Source organism: Kitasatospora sp. NPDC058492, from assembly GCF_042720685.1.
Lineage (GTDB): Bacteria > Actinomycetota > Actinomycetes > Streptomycetales > Streptomycetaceae > Kitasatospora.
In genome coordinates this window covers 50,900-65,910 of sequence record NZ_JBHXMU010000022.1, presented here as the reverse complement: position 1 = coordinate 65,910, position 15,011 = coordinate 50,900, and the positions used below count along the sequence as shown (strand labels likewise).

Genomic DNA, 15,011 nt, shown 5'->3' with positions numbered 1-15,011 from the left:
ACCGCATGGTAGGGGCGGCCTTTTTGTTTTGGTGGTCGCAGTGTGGTCGTGAACGCTCGTTCACGTCGCCTCGGGGGGTGTTTTCGGCGTATCGCCGCATTCCTGCATGCCCGTTGTGCGCCTTTTGTTCGCTCGACTGTAGTGACTGAGCGTGTTCATCGGGCGATTGAGACCTTGTCCGTCGTTGAAGCGGGCGTGGTTCCGAATTGGGCATGGCTGTGGGGCCCGTGGCACCAGTTGTTGTGACGGGCCGTGTGGCTGGGTGTGTGTCAGTTACGGATCGTGATGCCGGGCAGTTCGAGTGGCATCGGTGGGCCTTCGGTGGCTTCGGTCGTGCGGGTGTCAGGCTGCGTGGCTGAACAGCGGGTTCGGCGCGGGGCTGTTCCGGGCGATGGCGTCGGTGCCGGCTCGGGAGCGGGCTTCGACGAGGCGGAGTCTGGCTTCGATGGTGTGGACGGCGGCCATGGCGACGTCCCAGGTCAGGTGGCTGTAGATGTTCGCGGTGGTGGAGAGTGTGGAGTGCCGCAGCGTCTTGGAGATGACGGCCATGGAGACGTTGCCCTCCAGGGCGAGGGTGGCGGCGAGGTGGCGCAGGTCGTGGATGGTGACGTGGGGCAGTCCGGCCTGCTTGCGCAGTTCGTGGAATCGCCGGCGGACCGCCGCGGGGTGGAGGGGCTTGCCGTCGGCGTCCTGGAAGACGTGGTCGTTGTCGGTGGAGGTGTTCCTGGCGATGGCGCGTTGGAGGGCTGTGGCGACGCGCTCGGACAGGGGTACCCAGTTGCGGCTCTTCTTCGTCTTGGGCGCGGTCAGGACGAGTTCGTGGTTGTCGATCGCGGAGAGCGTGTGGCGGATGAACATGACGCGGTCGTCGATCCGTACGCACGCGCGCTGGAGGCCGAGTGCCTCGCCCTTGCGCAGGCCGGTGCCGATGATCACCTCGATGACATCGGCGAAGGCGGGGTCCTCCTCGCGGCAGTGGGCGAGGAAGGCGACGGCCTGCTCGGCGCTCCAGGGGACGCGTTCGTCCGCGCGGGGTCTGCGGATCGGCATGGGCTGGGCGGCGTTGAACGGGAGCCGGTGGGTGCGCACGGCAGTCCCCAGGGCGCTGGAGAGGGTGGCGAGGCAGTGGTAGACGGCCTGGCGTCCGCGGCCGGCTTCGAGCTGCTGGTGGGCGTAGGCGGCGATGTGGTCGTGGGCGAGTTCCTCCAGGCGTATCTCTCCGAAGACGGGGATGAGTTCGCCGTGTACGTAGGTGCGGTAGCGGGCGTAGGTGGTGGGCTTGAGCAGGAACTCCATGCTCTTGAGCCACCGGGTGAGGTAGGCGGCCACCGTCTCGTGCGGGTCGGCGTCGAACCCCAGCCGGCGGCCTTCGAGGAAGCGCCGCAACGCGCCCTCCGCCGTCCACGCGTCCTCGAACCCTCCCCGGCGCACGGTGCGCCGCCGTCCGCTGAGGGAGGGGATGTCGACGGCGAACGTCCACGTACCGTGCCCCTCCTCGGCAAGACCCGGGCACCCGGCGCCGAGCTGGCGCCGATCCGTGTCACGGCACCCGCACCGGCGGTAGACCCGTCCACGTCCACGTCGTCCTGAACTGCGCACTTCCTCGGCCTCCCGTAGTCCCGGTTCCTTGATCAGCCGTGGAGGCTACAGGTCGCACGTGCGGGTGGCCGGGTGCGACCACCATGCGATCACCAATGCAGAACCAGACCTGTGACCTGCGTACTCTCGGTGAGAGCCCCCACCTGAACATGTGACTTGTGGTTCTCCCTTGGCCGGCGGCGAAGGGAGAAGCGGCCGGTCGCCGGTCGGTGGCGTGTCCCGCCCGTGGGGCCGCAGGTCAGATGAGGCGGTCGTGGTGGTGGGCGGCGGTTTCGCGGACGAGCTGGGCGAAGCGTTCACGGCTGCGCCTCTGGTGTTCCTCGGCCTGGTCGTCGTCCCAGTCCTCGGCGTCGCCGAGGTCTTCGTCCGTGTCGAGGTCCTCGTATTCGCTGTGGAGGAGCCAGCAGGCGTGGATGCCGGTGAGGAGGTCTTCGAGGAGGTCGCGGGCGGGGCGCTTGGGGTCGAGCGGGGTGAGGCGCAGGGCGATGTCGGCGAGGTCGGGTTCGTCCTCGCCGGTGTATTCGGCGACGGTCTCTTCCAGGTCGTCGAGTTGTTCGCGCAGGGCGGTGGGGTCGGGGAGCAGGCCGTCGGTGATGTGCATGGCGTGGCGGTCGAGGCCGGTGACGGCATCGTGCGGGGTGGCACCGTCCTCGATGAGGCCGAGGACGAGGGTGGGGGTCTCGTGGGGGAGTGCCTCGATGTTGTCGGCCTCCAGGACGACCTGGGTGGAGTCGTGTCCCGAGGTCTCGGCGGTGACCTCGGCTGCGGCGGCGAGCCAGTGGGCGGCGGCGACGGCGGCGGCGGTGGGGTCGATGGTGGAGAAGAGCTCGGCGGGGCCGAACGGGTCGTCCTGGAGGAGGCGGTCGGCGGCGGCGACCTGGACGGGGGAGGCGTCCTCGCGGCTGAGGAGGACGGCTTGCTGTGCGCGGCCGGTGAGGTCGCCGAGCTCCGCGCTCTCGACGGCGGCGAGTTCGGCGGTTGCCTCGGCGAGCACGGCCGCGGTGAGGTCCGGGGTGTCGAGGTGGTGCAGGGCGCGTCCGACGCGGTTCGCGGACTCCAGCAGGCGGCTGTAGGAGATCATCATCGTGCCGCCGCTGGGGAGGGGCGGTTTGGTGATCGCGTCGGCGACCTCGGCGAAGGTCTTGCGTTCCTCCTCGCGGCGCCAGCCCTCGCTGTTGGGCCCCAGGGAACCGGCGGTGCTGGCGGGGTGGGTGTAGGTGTGCCAGGCGGCGTCGGACAGTTGGGTGAGGGAGCGGGCCAGGCTCAGGAGCGTACTGGTGGCCGTGTCGGTGGGGAGGCCGGCGACGTGGGTGGCGAGGTCGCCCTCGCCCGTTCCCCACGCAGCGATGAGCTCACGCCGGTCGGGGTCGATGCTGTGCCGGGTCACGGATTCGTACCTCCAGGACTGTCGCGGCGCCACAACGCACCGGCGTGGCCCATTCTTGCCGCCCGGCAGGGTGGGCAGACACGAGAGCGGGTCGGTGTGTTGCGGAGGCGGCAGGGCGGCGTGAAGTTTGCCGTCTCGATGGTCCGGTCAACGGCCAGCCGACCCGGGGGTGCACCGGTTCACCCGCACGGGCGAACAACCCGCCGCTCGGGCCCTGCTGGTGCCCCGTCAAGGAACAGGATTCGGGCCCTCGGCCGGCTGCGGGCCGACCTCACGTGGAGCGGACGGCTTCGACGTCGGGGCCGTCGCCCCGGTAGGTTCCCGGCGGGTGAGCCACGCCTGGCGTCGCATGGTGAGCAGGCCGAGGAGGTCGAGGTTCTTCAGGGCGAGGTCGATGGCGAGCTGGGCAGGCACGTGCCACCGCGGAAGGGCCCGCCGGCGAACGAACCTACGTGCCGCGCGGGCCCGGTGCTGGACACACCAGCCCGCGGCGATCGCCGGCACGAGCACATGCCCGTTGACGGCCAGCACGACGAGGTAGGCCTCGCACAGCCAGAACCCGCTGCGGGCGATGACGTCGGCAAGGGTGCCGAAGGCCAGGTAGGGGTGACGCCAGACCCAGCCCGTGACCAGGGCGGTGAGTCTCACCCGCCAGAAGTTGCGGGCGTTCCTCAGTCGCTGGCCGAGGAATTCCCGGCCGGTTCCCGGATACCGTGACCGCACCGTGGCGTTGCCCTGGAAGACGGTGCGGTAGCCGGCGCGCAGCGTCAGCTCGGTGAGCCGGGTGTCGTCCCCGACGACGCACCGGCGGCCGAGGAAGGTCTCGTCGACGAAGGCGTCGGCGGCCTCCACGAGTACGGATCGCCGGTAGACCGCGGTGCGTCCGATGAGGCACATCTGGGCCCGGCCCGCGACCGTGAACGCGGGGAGCCGGCCCTCCCCCTTGAAGCGGTCCCCCGCGAACTCCCAGATGCTGTGGGGGTCGAGGGCGCTCTGGGAAGTCGCCACGCCGCCCACCTCGGGGTCGGTGAACGGGGCGCGGACCGAGGCAGCCACGCCGGGCGCCCAGACGACGTCGGAGTCGACCAGTGCGACCAGGTCGGCGGACACGACCTGCCACCCCTGCCGCAGCGCCTCCCGCTTGTCCGCCCGGTCGGTGGTCAGGACGCGGACGGGACAGCGGCGTGCCACGTCGAGGCAGGCGAGGTCGTCCTGGTGGATGACGCAGACGATCTCGGACACGTCGTCGGCCAGCCACGATTCCAGCGCCCGCCGGAAGAGCACTGGATCCTCGCGGTAGACGGGCGAGACGACGGCGAGTGGCTGGTGGCACGGGGCCGTGACGGGCCGGTAGCGGCGGCCCACCCGCCGGTGGACCAGGTGCACGGCCCTGCTGAAGCCGGCGAGGGCGGCGAACGGCACGCCGGCCAGGAGGTGCGGTACGAGCGATGGCACAGAACGGTCCTCCGGCGCCCCGGCCGTGACGACGGCCGGCCGTGATCAGTTGGCCTACTCCGCCGTCAACGGTGCCCGTTCTCCGCGGGGTTCAACGCACTGTCGGTCCTCATGGCCGGATCTCGTCGACGGAACGGCCAGTAACCTTTGAACAACTGAGAGTCATGGGTCGGCGGCCGAACTTTCTGCCATGCTGGCGGCCATGGTCGGCATCTCATCCTCGCCCGGGCCGGAAGCGGACGGTGTTCCCGGGCCACGGGAACCGCGAGCGGCAGCCCGTATCGTGCTTCACGCCATCAACGGCATCGGAGCCGGTCACCTGGCCCGCCAGACCGCGCTGGCCCGGCATCTGCGGGCGGGGCAAACCGGGCTGGACCCGGTCATCCTCGGTTCCGGCCCCGCCGTGGACGAGGTCTGTGGCGAAGTACCGGTGATCGAGGTGCCGTCGATGGGAAGGGCAGGGCGGTACCGCAGCGAACCGGCCCATCCCGACATGCTGACCGCCATCACGGCGATGACGCACGCGGCACTGGCGGGCCTGCGACCCCGGGTGGTCGTCCACGACACCCTGGTGTGGCCGACGGTCGAACGGGCGGCGGCGCTGCTCGGCGCCCGCCAGGCGATCTGTCTGCGACCGCGCCGGGACCTCGCCGACTACCTGGCCCGACCGGACTGCCCGCTGCCGCGGATGGACCTCGTCTTCGTTCCCGACGACCCGGCCGCGCACCCGGAGTTCAGGGACCGGCTCGAAGCGGCCGGAATCGACGCGATCTGGACGGGACCGGTCTTCCGGACCGCAGCAGCCGATCCGGCGGAGACCCGGGAGAAGCTGGGCGTCTCCTCCGAGGAGCGGATGGTGGTGGTGATGTCCGGCGGGGGGCGCGGCAACGGGGCCGAGGCGCGCGAGCACTTCGATCTCGCTCTGGCCGCGCTGTCCCGGGTCACCGAACCGGGGCTGTCGGTCATGCTGGTGCTCGGGCCGATGTTCCGCCCCTGGGTGAAGATCCCCGTGGAATTCCCGCACCGCCTCACCGTGCTGCGCGGAGCACGGAACCTGCCGGACATCCTGTCCGCGGCGGACGTGGTGATCTGCCGCGGTGGCTACGGCTCGTTGCACGAGGCCACGGCGGGAGGCGCCAGGGTTCTCGCCAATCCCGCCCAACGGAACTTCGACGACCAGCGGGGCCGGATCGAACAGTTCGCCGCCCACCACGCCTGCGAGCTGGTGCGGAGCACTGCGCCGGAGGACCTGGCGGAGCAGATCGGCCGGGCGCTCAAGGCCGGCCCGGTCCGGGACCTGCCGACCCGCCCCCGCACCGAGTCGCTCGACCAGGTAGGAGAGCGCCTGCTGGATCTCGCCCTCCAGGACGGGGCCGTTCCCCGGGGCCTGGCCGAACAGTTCATGTACCGCTGAGCCGCAGGACGCATCAGGAGGCACGATGCCGGAATCCACGGGAAGGCTCTCCTACTGCACGACGTGCAAGAACCGCCTCTGGCAGCTGCGCGAGACCCTCCCCGACAACCTGCGGCGCGTCGCCGAGGACGGGAACAGCGAGATCGTTCTCGTCAACTACCACTCCGACGACGAACTCGACACCTGGGTACGCCAGTTCCAGCCCCACATCGACAACGGCACACTGCGCTACCTCCACCAGCGCACCGAACCCCACTTCCACGCCTCCAAAGCCAAGAACCTCGCCCACCTCGCCGCCACCGGCACCCACCTCGTCAACCTCGACGCTGACAACCACATCGGCGACACCATCCCCACCTGGCGCACCCACTGGACGGCGGACCCGGACCTGCTGATCCACGGTTTCAGCCCCGACAGGAACCGCCCGAAACGCTCCGCCGAAGAGGCGGCGCGGCTGCGCCCGGACAGCGGCAACGGAACCTACGGACGGATCGGACTGCCACGCACCCGGTTCCTCGCGCTCGGCGGGTACGACGAGCAGCTCCTGCCGTCGGCCCACGAGGACCGGGACCTGATGGACCGGGCCGAAGCCGCCGGTCTGCCCACCGTTCGCCGCCCGCAGCCGGGGAGCGCCGCGATCCGCAACAGCCACCGGGAGACCATGCGGTACTCCGGGATCGCCCTGGAGTGGTGGGACGCGAGGAACCTGAACAAGCAGAGGTCGGAGGAGAACCTCCGCCTCGGCAGACTCATCGCCAACCCCGGCCGGTCCCCGGTGAAGGTGCTGCTGAACTTCACCGAGGAGGCCGCGTTCTGATGCCGGTCACCTCGTCCCCGCCGGGGCGGCTCTCCTACTGCACGACGTGCAAGAACCGCCTCTGGCAGCTGCGCGAGACCCTCCCCGACAACCTGCGGCGCGTCGCCGAGGACGGGAACAGCGAGATCGTCCTCGTCAACTACCACTCCGACGACGAACTCGACACCTGGGTACGCCAGTTCCAGCCCCACATCGACAACGGCACACTGCGCTACCTCCACCAGCGCACCGAACCCCACTTCCACGCCTCCAAAGCCAAGAACCTCGCCCACCTCGCCGCCACCGGCACCCACCTCGTCAACCTCGACGCCGACAACCACATCGGCGACACCATCCCCACCTGGCGCACCCACTGGACGGCGGACCCGGACCTGCTGATCTGGGGCTTCAGTCCCAACCCCGACGGCAGACCGGACGGCGGCAACGGGTCGTACGGCCGCATCGGACTGCCCCGCGCGCATTTCGACGCACTCGGCGGGTACGACGAGCGGCTGCTTCCGATGGGCTGCCAGGACCTCGACCTGATGGACCGGGCCAAGGCCCGCGGAATGCGCGTCGTCCGAGCGCCCCAGCAGGCTCCGTTCGCCATTCGCAACACGGATGCCGACAAGGTCCGGCATACCGGAAGTCCACTGAGCTGGCACGACATGTGGCAGCAGAACCTCCGCCGGACCGAGGAGAACCTGCGCTCCGGCCGGCTCACGGTGAACCACGACCGCACGCCCGCCGCGGTCCTGCTCAACTTCACCCAGTGGGTGGAAGTCTGACCCGGGCGCGTCCCGCGTATCCGGCCGTCGGCAGCACCGGGGGCGGGGACTTCTGGGTCCAGGAGCGGGGCTTGTAGAAAACCTTGCCGAAAACCCTGACGCAGGGCTTCGGGCAGATTGAACAAACGCCCTGGTCAGGCGGTGGGCTGGCGCTCCGGGCGACACCTGGAGAAGGGTGGCGACCGTGTCCGCAGAGGGACAGCCGACTGACCGATGGCAGACTAGCGGATCGGACCGCCGGGATCTCCTCTGATCCGGGCAGGGCCATGGACCGAATGTTCGGTGCGTCCTGGACCTGCACCTATGTCGGCTTGCTCGGAGGCAGCCGGCCCTTCAGGCTCGACCATCCCCGGAACGCCCGCCGCCCAAGATATCCGTTCTGGGCGGATTGCCCGTACTCCACCGTTCCTCGGTCCTGACACCCGGGAGAAGGCACCCGTCAGTGCAGAGCCGCCCGTCACGGGCACTTCGCAGAAGTCCGGCGGAACGGACCCTCGCAGCAGCCGAGGCACCGTCCGGGGAGGGACTCATCGCACTTCGCTTCGGAGCCTGCCCCGTGCGGGTTGTCCGCTTCCCGTGCCCGGCAGGTCGGCACGGATGCGGACTGCGCACCGGCGATGATCCGGGTGTCCCGGGGCCGCTGGGCCCGGCGATCCGACCGATCGGAGTAGTCCGTGCACCTGTCCCTGCGCCGGGCGTCAGCGGCTCTACTGCTGGCCCTCATGCCCGTCATCACCCCCGCCTCGCACGCCGCCGCCGAGCCACCTGCTGCTGTGGTCGTGGAACACTCCGCCAGGGCCGTGCCCGGGCAGTACATCGTCACCCTCAAGCACGGCCGCGCCCCCGGCGAGGTCCTGCGGGCGCTCGGTATCACCCCGAGGTTCACCTACACCGACGCGCTGAACGGCTTCGCCGCCACCCTCGACCCGCTCCTGCTACGGGCCGTGCGCACCAGCCCCGCCGTCGAGGCCGTCGAGGAGAACACCGCCATCAGCGTCCCCGAACCCGCCCCCGAATCCGCCGTCCAGCCCGAGGGCCGGGCCGGCCGCGCCACCCGGGCACCGGCCGCCACCTGGGGCCTGGACCGGATCGACCAGAGATTCCTGCCCCTGGACGGCGAGTTCACCACCCGCGGCCACGGCGCCGGCGCGACCGCCTACATCCTCGACACCGGCATCGACTACGGCCACCCGGAGTTCGGCGGCCGGGCCGTTCTCGGTTTCGACGCCGTCGGCGACGGCAGGAACGGCCTGGACTGCCACGGCCACGGCACCCACGTCGCCGGCACCGTCGCCGGCCGCACCTACGGCGTCGCCCCGCAGGCGAGCCTGGTCGCGGTGCGCGTCCTGGACTGCACCGGCAACGGCGACAAGGCCCAGACGATCGCCGGCCTGGACTGGGTCGCCCACAACGCCCAACGCCCCGCCGTCCTCAACGCCTCCATCGGCGAGGAACGCTCCCGGGCCCTCAACGACGCCGCAACCGCCCTCTTCGACAAGGGCGTCCTGCCCGTCGTCTCCGCCGGCAACGACGCCGCCGACGCGTGCACCGCCTCCCCCGCCTCCGCCGACCGGGTCGTCACCGTCGCCGCCACCAACCGGCAGGACCAGGAGAGCGGCTTCTCCAACTGGGGCCCCTGCGTCACCCTCCACGCCCCCGGCCAGTCCACCGAGTCCGCCGGACTCGGCGGCGGCAGCACCACCCTCAGCGGCACCTCCATGGCCGCACCCCACGTCACCGGCGCCGCCGCCCTCTACACCGCGCAGCACCCGAACGCGGACCCTGCCGAGACCGCAGCCTTCCTCAAGCGCACCGCCACCGCCGGCGTCCTGACCGACGTGCGCGAGGGCACCCCCAACCTGCTCCTGTTCACCGACGGCCTGTAGCACCGCCCCCGTCCCGACGGCACGGCGTGCTCTCCGGGTCTCGGCCCGGGTCTGCCGATCCACTCCGGCACTCCTGCCCAGCTTCACCGGCAAGGTCACCTGCCGAGGATCGACCTCAGCACGGCCAGGTACTCGGGGCCGGTGTTGAACGGTGCGAACACGGGTGGATCGGTCGGACCGGTGAGCGCGTCCAGTGGCCGGACCACGACTGCGTAGTCCGGCCGGTGCTTGTACTGGATCGACATCCGGTCGCGGCGCACCGCGCGGACCCGGTGCGGTGCCGCCCGGTGCCGTCCGTTCGACCATCGCTGCACGTAGTCGCCGAGGAAGAGGAACAGGGCGCCGGGAACGGTGGGGACCTCCAGCCACCGGCCGTCGCGGTCCCGGACCTCCAGGCCCGGTTCGTCCTGGTCCAGGACGGTCAGCAGGGACAGGTCGGTGTGCGGCGACATCGCGTGGCCGGCCGTGGAGCCGATGGCGGCGGGGCGGCTCGCGCCGTAGTGGTTGAGGCCCAGGCGGTGCAGCGGGCCGCCCGCCAGGTAGGGCGTGAACGAGTTCTCCTCCAGGCCCAGGTCCAGGGCGCAGGCGGCGAGGATCCCGTCGCCCAGGTGGGTCAAGTGCCGGAAGAGTTCAAGGGACTTCGGGAAGTGCTCGTGATAGAGGTCCACCGCGGCGGGCAGGGGGAGTTCGTCGGTGGTGTTGCCGACCCGGTACTGCTCGCACGCCTCGGTACCGGCGTGGGTGCGGCTTCGCTCCCTGCCGAGCCTGCGATACCCAAGGAACTGGGACTGCTCGGTGGCGTCGTAGCGGCCCTTCTCCGTCAGGGGCAGCCGGTAGAAGCGCCGGGTCTCCGCGTAGACGTCCCCGATCAGGTCGGCGGGGATGCCGTGGCCGTGGACGAAGAAGAACCCCTTGAGCCGGCAGTGGCCGCCGATGTCGGCAGCGAGCGCCGCGCGGTCTTTCGGGGTCCAGCCGGCCGCGTGCCCCGGCAGCTGTACGTGCGGTATCACCCGTGTCCTCCCGTGCCGTCGCCGATCGCAGTGCGCCGAGCCGCCTCCCCGGCCGCCTGAGGACCGCGAGGCAGGTCCGGGGCCGGACGCCCGAGCCGCGGTGTCATCGTGGGAGGCGTCGCAGTATCCGCACAACCCCGCGGGATCGGGTTCCGGCCAGCAGGAGGGCGCCGCAGTGCGCGGGGGCTTGGTCAGGTGAGGATCTTCTCGAGGGCGGTGAGGTAGTTGGTGATGAAGTGGTCGCGCACCCCCTCGCCGGTGGGGGTGAAGGCAGCGGTGGTCAGGCCCTTGGTGCGGTTGGCCAGGCTCGGGAGGAGGCCGGTGCTTTCGTGGATCCGTCCGGCGGCGTCGATGTGGCGCAGGGTGCCGGTGTGGGTGAAGGCCGGCTCCGGGGGCAGTTGGGGGACGACGTCGTTGTTGTTGACGAAGCGGTAGGCGCGGTTGGTGAAGGCCTTGTCGTAGGCGGCGGCCAGGAGGCGGTCGCAGGTGCGGGGTTGGCCGAAGGTGATGACGCCGTCGGCCAGGAGGCGCGGGTCCTCCAGGTGGAGGCGGGCGGCGGCGAGCACGGCCAGGGCGCCGCCGAGGCTGTGGCCGGTGAACCAGAGGGTCTGTCCGTCGGTGCGCAGTTCGGCGATGGTCTCCCGGACGGCGGGGAAGACGGTGTCGAGTGCCTCGGCGAAGCCGTAGTGGACGTAACCGGTGCGGGCGGGGCCGCGCCACGGCGGGGTGGTGGCGTCGGTGAGCCAGTCGCGGAGCTGTGCGGGTTCGGTGCCGCGGAACGCGGTGACGATCATGTGCTCGCCGGCCATGGTGTAGGCCTGGGTGTCCTGGAGCGGGAAGGGCGGGGTGAAGGCCGTCCGGTGGTGGCGGACGGTCTCAAACTCGCCGATCTCAACATCCGCGACAATCTTATCGACCGCATCGCCGAGGCCAAGCGGGAAGGCTGGCTCGGCGAAGTCGAAGGCCTCGAAACCAGCCTCGCCGGCGCCAACGACAAGCTCGTCCAGATGGACGCCGCCACAGCCCGCGCGGCTTCGGCGGTCGATCTCGGGATGCCCACCTTCAACCAGATCGCGGGACGCGCCACCGACAGCTGACGGCCGACACCGTTCTCCGCGTCATGAGCGACAGGTCAAGCGTCCCAAGGCCCGCACCATGCGTCGATCGCTGCTCGGGAGCTGTCCGCCCACGCGGTCGCGGTCCCGCGCGTATGCGGAAGCGCACCGACCCACCGTTCCCAGAGGCCGTCCGGAGCAACGAATCGCGCGGAGTGACTTGTGCCCAGCTGGGAATCCAGCCTCATGAGAGCTCCAAGGGCGGGTCCCTGGTCATACCGGCATTCCAACTGCGGAAGATACCGGTCTAAATAGGACACAAGGATGTCCGCATCATCTTGGCTGCCGAACCGGGCGAGCGCAAGGCAGTAACCCTGACCTGCATAGGTGAGTTCACTGGCCAGCAGAAGGCCGCCGATGCGTTCACGCCACTCAACCCGCCGAGCCACGCCGACCAACCACGCAGCGGTCAGTCGGGAACGCCATTCATACGCAAGGAGCGCTCTGATCTCCTGGTCGCTCAGCTTGTTCTTTATGCTCCGACCTCGAACGATGGCTCGAACGGGATCGCTCATCCGGGTGTTCACCGGACGTGGGCACGGCCTTCGTCTGATCATGTGCTCCGACCAAGGACGCACCTGAACTCGACGAAGGCTGTGGGGGAATGAGTCTGCTGCACCACGATGTCCGGCGGGAGCCGTTCGCTGAAGCGTCACACTTCCGGGAGGACTTCTTCGCGTGTCTGACCGCGCGGCGGGATGAGCTGTTCGAGCTTGCGGACGCGTTGTTGTGCGCGGACGGGCCGGTGACAGCGCCGGTGGCCCTGACGCTGCTGGCCGAGCACCGCCGCGGGCACGGCGCGATGTACGACGCGCTGAACCGTGGCCGCCTCGACCCGGTGCGGCTGCGGCGGACGCTGGCCGCGCTGCCCCAGCCGAAGGCAGCCGACAACCGGCTCGTCCTGGCCGTGGACGTGAGCAACTGGCTGCGGCCGGACGCCGAGTGCAGCCCGGACAGGCTGTTCTGCCACACCTACGGCCGTGGCCGGGACCAGCACCTGATGATCCCGGGCTGGCCGTACTCGTTCGTCGCCGCTCTCGAATCGGGCCGTACCTCGTGGTGCCAGCTGCTGGACGCGGTGCGGCTCGGTCCCGAGGACGACGTCGCCAAGGTCACCGCCCGCCAGGTTCGCCGTGTGGTCGAGGACCTGGTCGCCGGCGGACAGTGGCGCGAGGGCGATCCGGACGTCCTGGTCGTCTTCGACGCCGGCTACGACGCCCCACGCATGGCCCACCTTCTCGACGGACTGCCCGTCGAGGCCCTGGGGCGGATGCGCTCGGACCGCGTGATGCGCCTGCCGACACCCACGCAGCTGGAGTACGCCCGGGTCTATCCCCAGGGCGGGCGGCCGCCGAAGCACGGCAAGGAGTTCCGCTTCGCCAAACCCGAGACCTGGGGCGAACCCGACACGGCCACCGTCCAGGTCACCGACCGCTACGGCACCGCGAAGGCGATGGCCTGGGACCGTCTCCACCCCCGGCTCACTACTCGCTCCGCGTGGATCGACCACGACGGCGAACTACCCATCATCGAGGGGACGTTGATCCGCCTGGAGGTCGACCGCCTGCCCGGCGGCGGGGATCCGCTCCCGCTGTGGCTGTGGTCCTCCGCCACCGGCATGAGCACCGGCGACGTCGATCTGCGCTGGCAGGCGTTCCTGCGGAGATTCGACCTGGAGCACACGTTCCGGATGATCAAGCAGACCCTCGGCTGGACCCGCCCCAAGCTCCGCACCCCGCAGGCGGCGGACCGGTGGACGTGGCTGATCATCGTCGCGCACACCCAGCTCCGCCTCGCCCGGCCGCTCGCCGAGGACATCCGCCGGCCCTGGGAGAGACCGGTCGAACCGAACAAACTCACACCTGCCCGGGTCCGCCGGGGGTTCAGGAACCTCCGCCCGACCTTGCCATGCCCGGCCCGTGCGCCCAAACCCACCCGACCTGGCCCCGGCAGGCCGCTCGGCTCGAAGAAGCAGCGGCCAGCCACCCGCTACGACGTGGGCAAAACCGTCCGGCGCCCCGAGACCATCATCGAACGCGACCGGATCAAACCACCACGGCAAGGCTCGTAAGACACGGGACCCTGACCTGCATTGACAATGCGCAGGAAGGAGCAGCGGCAGCTACGCGCTCGGCCGCCGGGTGGCCTTCCGGGTCGGGGGCTGGTTCTTGACGGCGCTGCAGGCCAGCAGTTCGGTGCCGGTGGCGTCGAGGTAGAGGGTGAAGAACCAGGACCGGTCCGGCGCGTCGAGGAGGCCGGTACGCAACGATACGTCCCGGTGCCGGGAGAGGATCTCGACCGACTCGTCGAGGCCGAGGGTGACCAGGCCGACCTTGCGTGCCCAGCCCAGCCGGGTGGCGGCGATGCCGCGCACCATCCAGTCGGGCGCGACCCCGCCAGAGAACCGCAGCTTGCCGCCGGCCAGGAGGGCCTCCCGCGCCGGGGCGCAGGCGGCGGTCTGGCCGGTGAGCATGGCGGCGAGATCGGGCCGGGCTGGGTGCTCGCTCTGGCTGGTCATGCCGAGACCGTAGTCACCGGCCGCTGGGCCGTGCCACCGGATTCGGGCAGCGGACTCCCCATGGCCGGAGCAACCTACCTTGAAATCAAGGAAGTTGAGCGAAATCAGCAGAGGCTGGTGACACCTCTGGCAGCGAAGACCGCTCCAGTGGTTAAAGAACAAGCTGAACGAGGTGCGCGAGCGGGGGGTCGCCGTCGCAGAGGTCACCCTGTTCCTCGCGGCCCGAACGGGCCGCGAGGTGCGCCGGATGTTCCGCCGATGGTCGCGCGGGGTGACGCCGGTGACCCGGCGGCCGAGGGCCGCACCGACGCGAGCTGCCTCGACGACGCAACCTGTCTCGACGGTACGACCTGTCTCGGCGCCGATTCCGGCTTCCCGCCGGCCGAACGCTACGAGATCACCGAAGAGGCCGCCGACCTGATCAATGAGCGCCGTGCGAGCGGCGGCCGGATCCTGGTGGTCGGCACCTCCGCACTGCGCACGCTGGAGACCGCGACCGGCGCCGACGGGCGTGTCCCCGCCGCGACCGGCCTCACTCGCCTGCGTATCACCCCGGGACACCGTGTCCGGGCCTGCGACGCCTTCATGACCAACCTCCACGAGCCCCGTTCCTCCGAACTCGTCCTGGCCGCCGCCCTCACCGGCCGGGACTTCCTCATGGACACCTACCGGCACGAACTCGTCCCCCGCGGCTACCGCTTCAACTACTTCGGCGACTCCATGCTGGTCACCTGAAAGGCTCTTCCGACACTCCACAGGCCCCCAGTGATGAGGGCGTCGCCCCGGGTACGTACGGTCCTGGGGCAACGCCCTCGTCACTGCTGGACCGGGCTCAGCACACCCCCGGTACTGCCTCGACGGTCATCAGTCAGCCAGGTCGCCGATGGAGTCCGCGCCGAACTCCCCGGTGTCGTCCGTCTCCTCGGCCTGGCCGTTTCGGGCCTCCTCGTCCTGGTTGCCCTGCGCGGCCTTGTCCTGGGGTTCATCCTTGGCGCCCATGAGCGTTCTCCGTTCAGTCGAAGGGTGATTGCCCTCGAATTATC

At 70.4% G+C, this 15,011-nt stretch carries 14 protein-coding genes and 1 pseudogene; 7 read left to right on the top strand and 8 right to left on the bottom strand.

All coding sequences use genetic code 11. The features are described from left to right. Positions 1–342: 342 nt before the first annotated feature. The 3 genes from ACFWPI_RS16805 to ACFWPI_RS16795 form a co-directional block, all read right to left on the bottom strand. On the bottom strand, positions 343–1,431 hold the full coding sequence (locus tag ACFWPI_RS16805; RefSeq protein ID WP_380371715.1) for a tyrosine-type recombinase/integrase: 1,089 nt from the start codon (positions 1,429–1,431) through the stop codon (positions 343–345). Positions 1,432–1,837: 406 nt separating this feature from the next. Beyond that, the gene (locus ACFWPI_RS16800) at positions 1,838–2,986 is read right to left on the bottom strand and encodes a hypothetical protein (RefSeq protein ID WP_380371713.1); all 1,149 of its coding nucleotides are present in this window, start codon (positions 2,984–2,986) and stop codon (positions 1,838–1,840) included. Between the two features lie 228 nt (positions 2,987–3,214). Beyond that, entirely contained in the window at positions 3,215–4,441 is a 1,227-nt protein-coding gene (locus ACFWPI_RS16795; RefSeq protein ID WP_380371711.1) for a glycosyltransferase, read from the bottom strand. A 283-nt stretch (positions 4,442–4,724) separates the two neighbouring features. Between ACFWPI_RS16795 and ACFWPI_RS16790 the strand changes: the two genes are divergently transcribed. The 4 genes from ACFWPI_RS16790 (at position 4,725) to ACFWPI_RS16775 (ending at position 9,325) form a co-directional block, all read left to right on the top strand. Then, a complete protein-coding gene (locus ACFWPI_RS16790; RefSeq protein ID WP_380371708.1) occupies positions 4,725–5,855 on the top strand; it encodes a glycosyltransferase in 1,131 nt (376 codons plus the stop codon). Positions 5,856–5,880: 25 nt separating this feature from the next. Continuing rightward, positions 5,881–6,672 (top strand): glycosyltransferase, encoded by a 792-nt coding sequence (locus ACFWPI_RS16785; RefSeq protein WP_380424872.1) that lies wholly within the window; start codon positions 5,881–5,883, stop codon positions 6,670–6,672. Further along, positions 6,672–7,439, top strand: a complete 768-nt coding sequence (locus ACFWPI_RS16780; RefSeq protein WP_380371702.1) for a glycosyltransferase — start codon at positions 6,672–6,674, stop codon at positions 7,437–7,439. Before ACFWPI_RS16785 ends, ACFWPI_RS16780 begins: the two co-directional genes overlap by 1 nt. 674 nt (positions 7,440–8,113) lie before the next feature. Further along, complete coding sequence (locus tag ACFWPI_RS16775) at positions 8,114–9,325, top strand: S8 family serine peptidase (RefSeq protein ID WP_380371700.1); 1,212 nt, start codon at positions 8,114–8,116, stop codon at positions 9,323–9,325. 95 nt (positions 9,326–9,420) lie between these two features. Here ACFWPI_RS16775 and ACFWPI_RS16770 read toward each other — a convergent pair whose 3' ends face one another. Continuing rightward, positions 9,421–10,335 (bottom strand): 2OG-Fe(II) oxygenase family protein, encoded by a 915-nt coding sequence (locus ACFWPI_RS16770; protein ID WP_380371697.1) that lies wholly within the window; start codon positions 10,333–10,335, stop codon positions 9,421–9,423. A 191-nt stretch (positions 10,336–10,526) separates the two neighbouring features. Beyond that, positions 10,527–11,216 (bottom strand): annotated as a pseudogene (locus ACFWPI_RS16765) (lipase family protein); the annotation flags it as partial. Here ACFWPI_RS16765 and ACFWPI_RS16760 point away from each other — a divergent pair. Further along, complete coding sequence (locus ACFWPI_RS16760) at positions 11,130–11,432, top strand: hypothetical protein (RefSeq protein ID WP_380371694.1); 303 nt, start codon at positions 11,130–11,132, stop codon at positions 11,430–11,432. The pseudogene ACFWPI_RS16765 and the gene ACFWPI_RS16760 sit on opposite strands and share 87 nt — an antisense overlap. 35 nt (positions 11,433–11,467) lie before the next feature. Here the strand turns inward: ACFWPI_RS16760 and ACFWPI_RS16755 are convergent, their stop codons facing one another. Beyond that, positions 11,468–11,965, bottom strand: coding sequence for a DUF6000 family protein (locus tag ACFWPI_RS16755; RefSeq protein WP_380371692.1), 498 nt, complete (start codon positions 11,963–11,965; stop codon positions 11,468–11,470). An 89-nt stretch (positions 11,966–12,054) separates the two neighbouring features. Between ACFWPI_RS16755 and ACFWPI_RS16750 the strand changes: the two genes are divergently transcribed. Continuing rightward, entirely contained in the window at positions 12,055–13,521 is a 1,467-nt protein-coding gene (locus tag ACFWPI_RS16750) for an NF041680 family putative transposase (RefSeq protein ID WP_380371689.1), read from the top strand. Between the two features lie 51 nt (positions 13,522–13,572). Here the strand turns inward: ACFWPI_RS16750 and ACFWPI_RS16745 are convergent, their stop codons facing one another. After that, entirely contained in the window at positions 13,573–13,968 is a 396-nt protein-coding gene (locus ACFWPI_RS16745; protein ID WP_380371687.1) for a hypothetical protein, read from the bottom strand. 258 nt (positions 13,969–14,226) lie between these two features. Here ACFWPI_RS16745 and ACFWPI_RS16740 point away from each other — a divergent pair, with 258 nt between their 5' ends. Further along, a complete protein-coding gene (locus tag ACFWPI_RS16740; protein ID WP_380371684.1) occupies positions 14,227–14,703 on the top strand; it encodes an S-adenosylmethionine:tRNA ribosyltransferase-isomerase in 477 nt (158 codons plus the stop codon). A gap of 129 nt (positions 14,704–14,832) precedes the next feature. Here the strand turns inward: ACFWPI_RS16740 and ACFWPI_RS16735 are convergent, their stop codons facing one another. Next, positions 14,833–14,967, bottom strand: coding sequence for a hypothetical protein (locus ACFWPI_RS16735; protein WP_380371681.1), 135 nt, complete (start codon positions 14,965–14,967; stop codon positions 14,833–14,835). Positions 14,968–15,011 lie beyond the last annotated feature (44 nt).

Excerpts from the sequence above, each read along its gene's own strand:
- ACFWPI_RS16785 (WP_380424872.1), top strand. The coding sequence starts at position 5,881 with ATGCCGGAATCCACGGGAAGGCTCTCCTACTGCACGACGTGCAAGAAC.
- ACFWPI_RS16780 (WP_380371702.1), top strand. The coding sequence starts at position 6,672 with ATGCCGGTCACCTCGTCCCCGCCGGGGCGGCTCTCCTACTGCACGACG.
- ACFWPI_RS16755 (WP_380371692.1), bottom strand. The coding sequence starts at position 11,965 with ATGAGCGATCCCGTTCGAGCCATCGTTCGAGGTCGGAGCATAAAGAAC.
- ACFWPI_RS16750 (WP_380371689.1), top strand. The coding sequence starts at position 12,055 with ATGAGTCTGCTGCACCACGATGTCCGGCGGGAGCCGTTCGCTGAAGCG.
- ACFWPI_RS16745 (WP_380371687.1), bottom strand. The coding sequence starts at position 13,968 with ATGACCAGCCAGAGCGAGCACCCAGCCCGGCCCGATCTCGCCGCCATG.
- ACFWPI_RS16740 (WP_380371684.1), top strand. The coding sequence starts at position 14,227 with ATGGTCGCGCGGGGTGACGCCGGTGACCCGGCGGCCGAGGGCCGCACC.
- ACFWPI_RS16735 (WP_380371681.1), bottom strand. The coding sequence starts at position 14,967 with ATGGGCGCCAAGGATGAACCCCAGGACAAGGCCGCGCAGGGCAACCAG.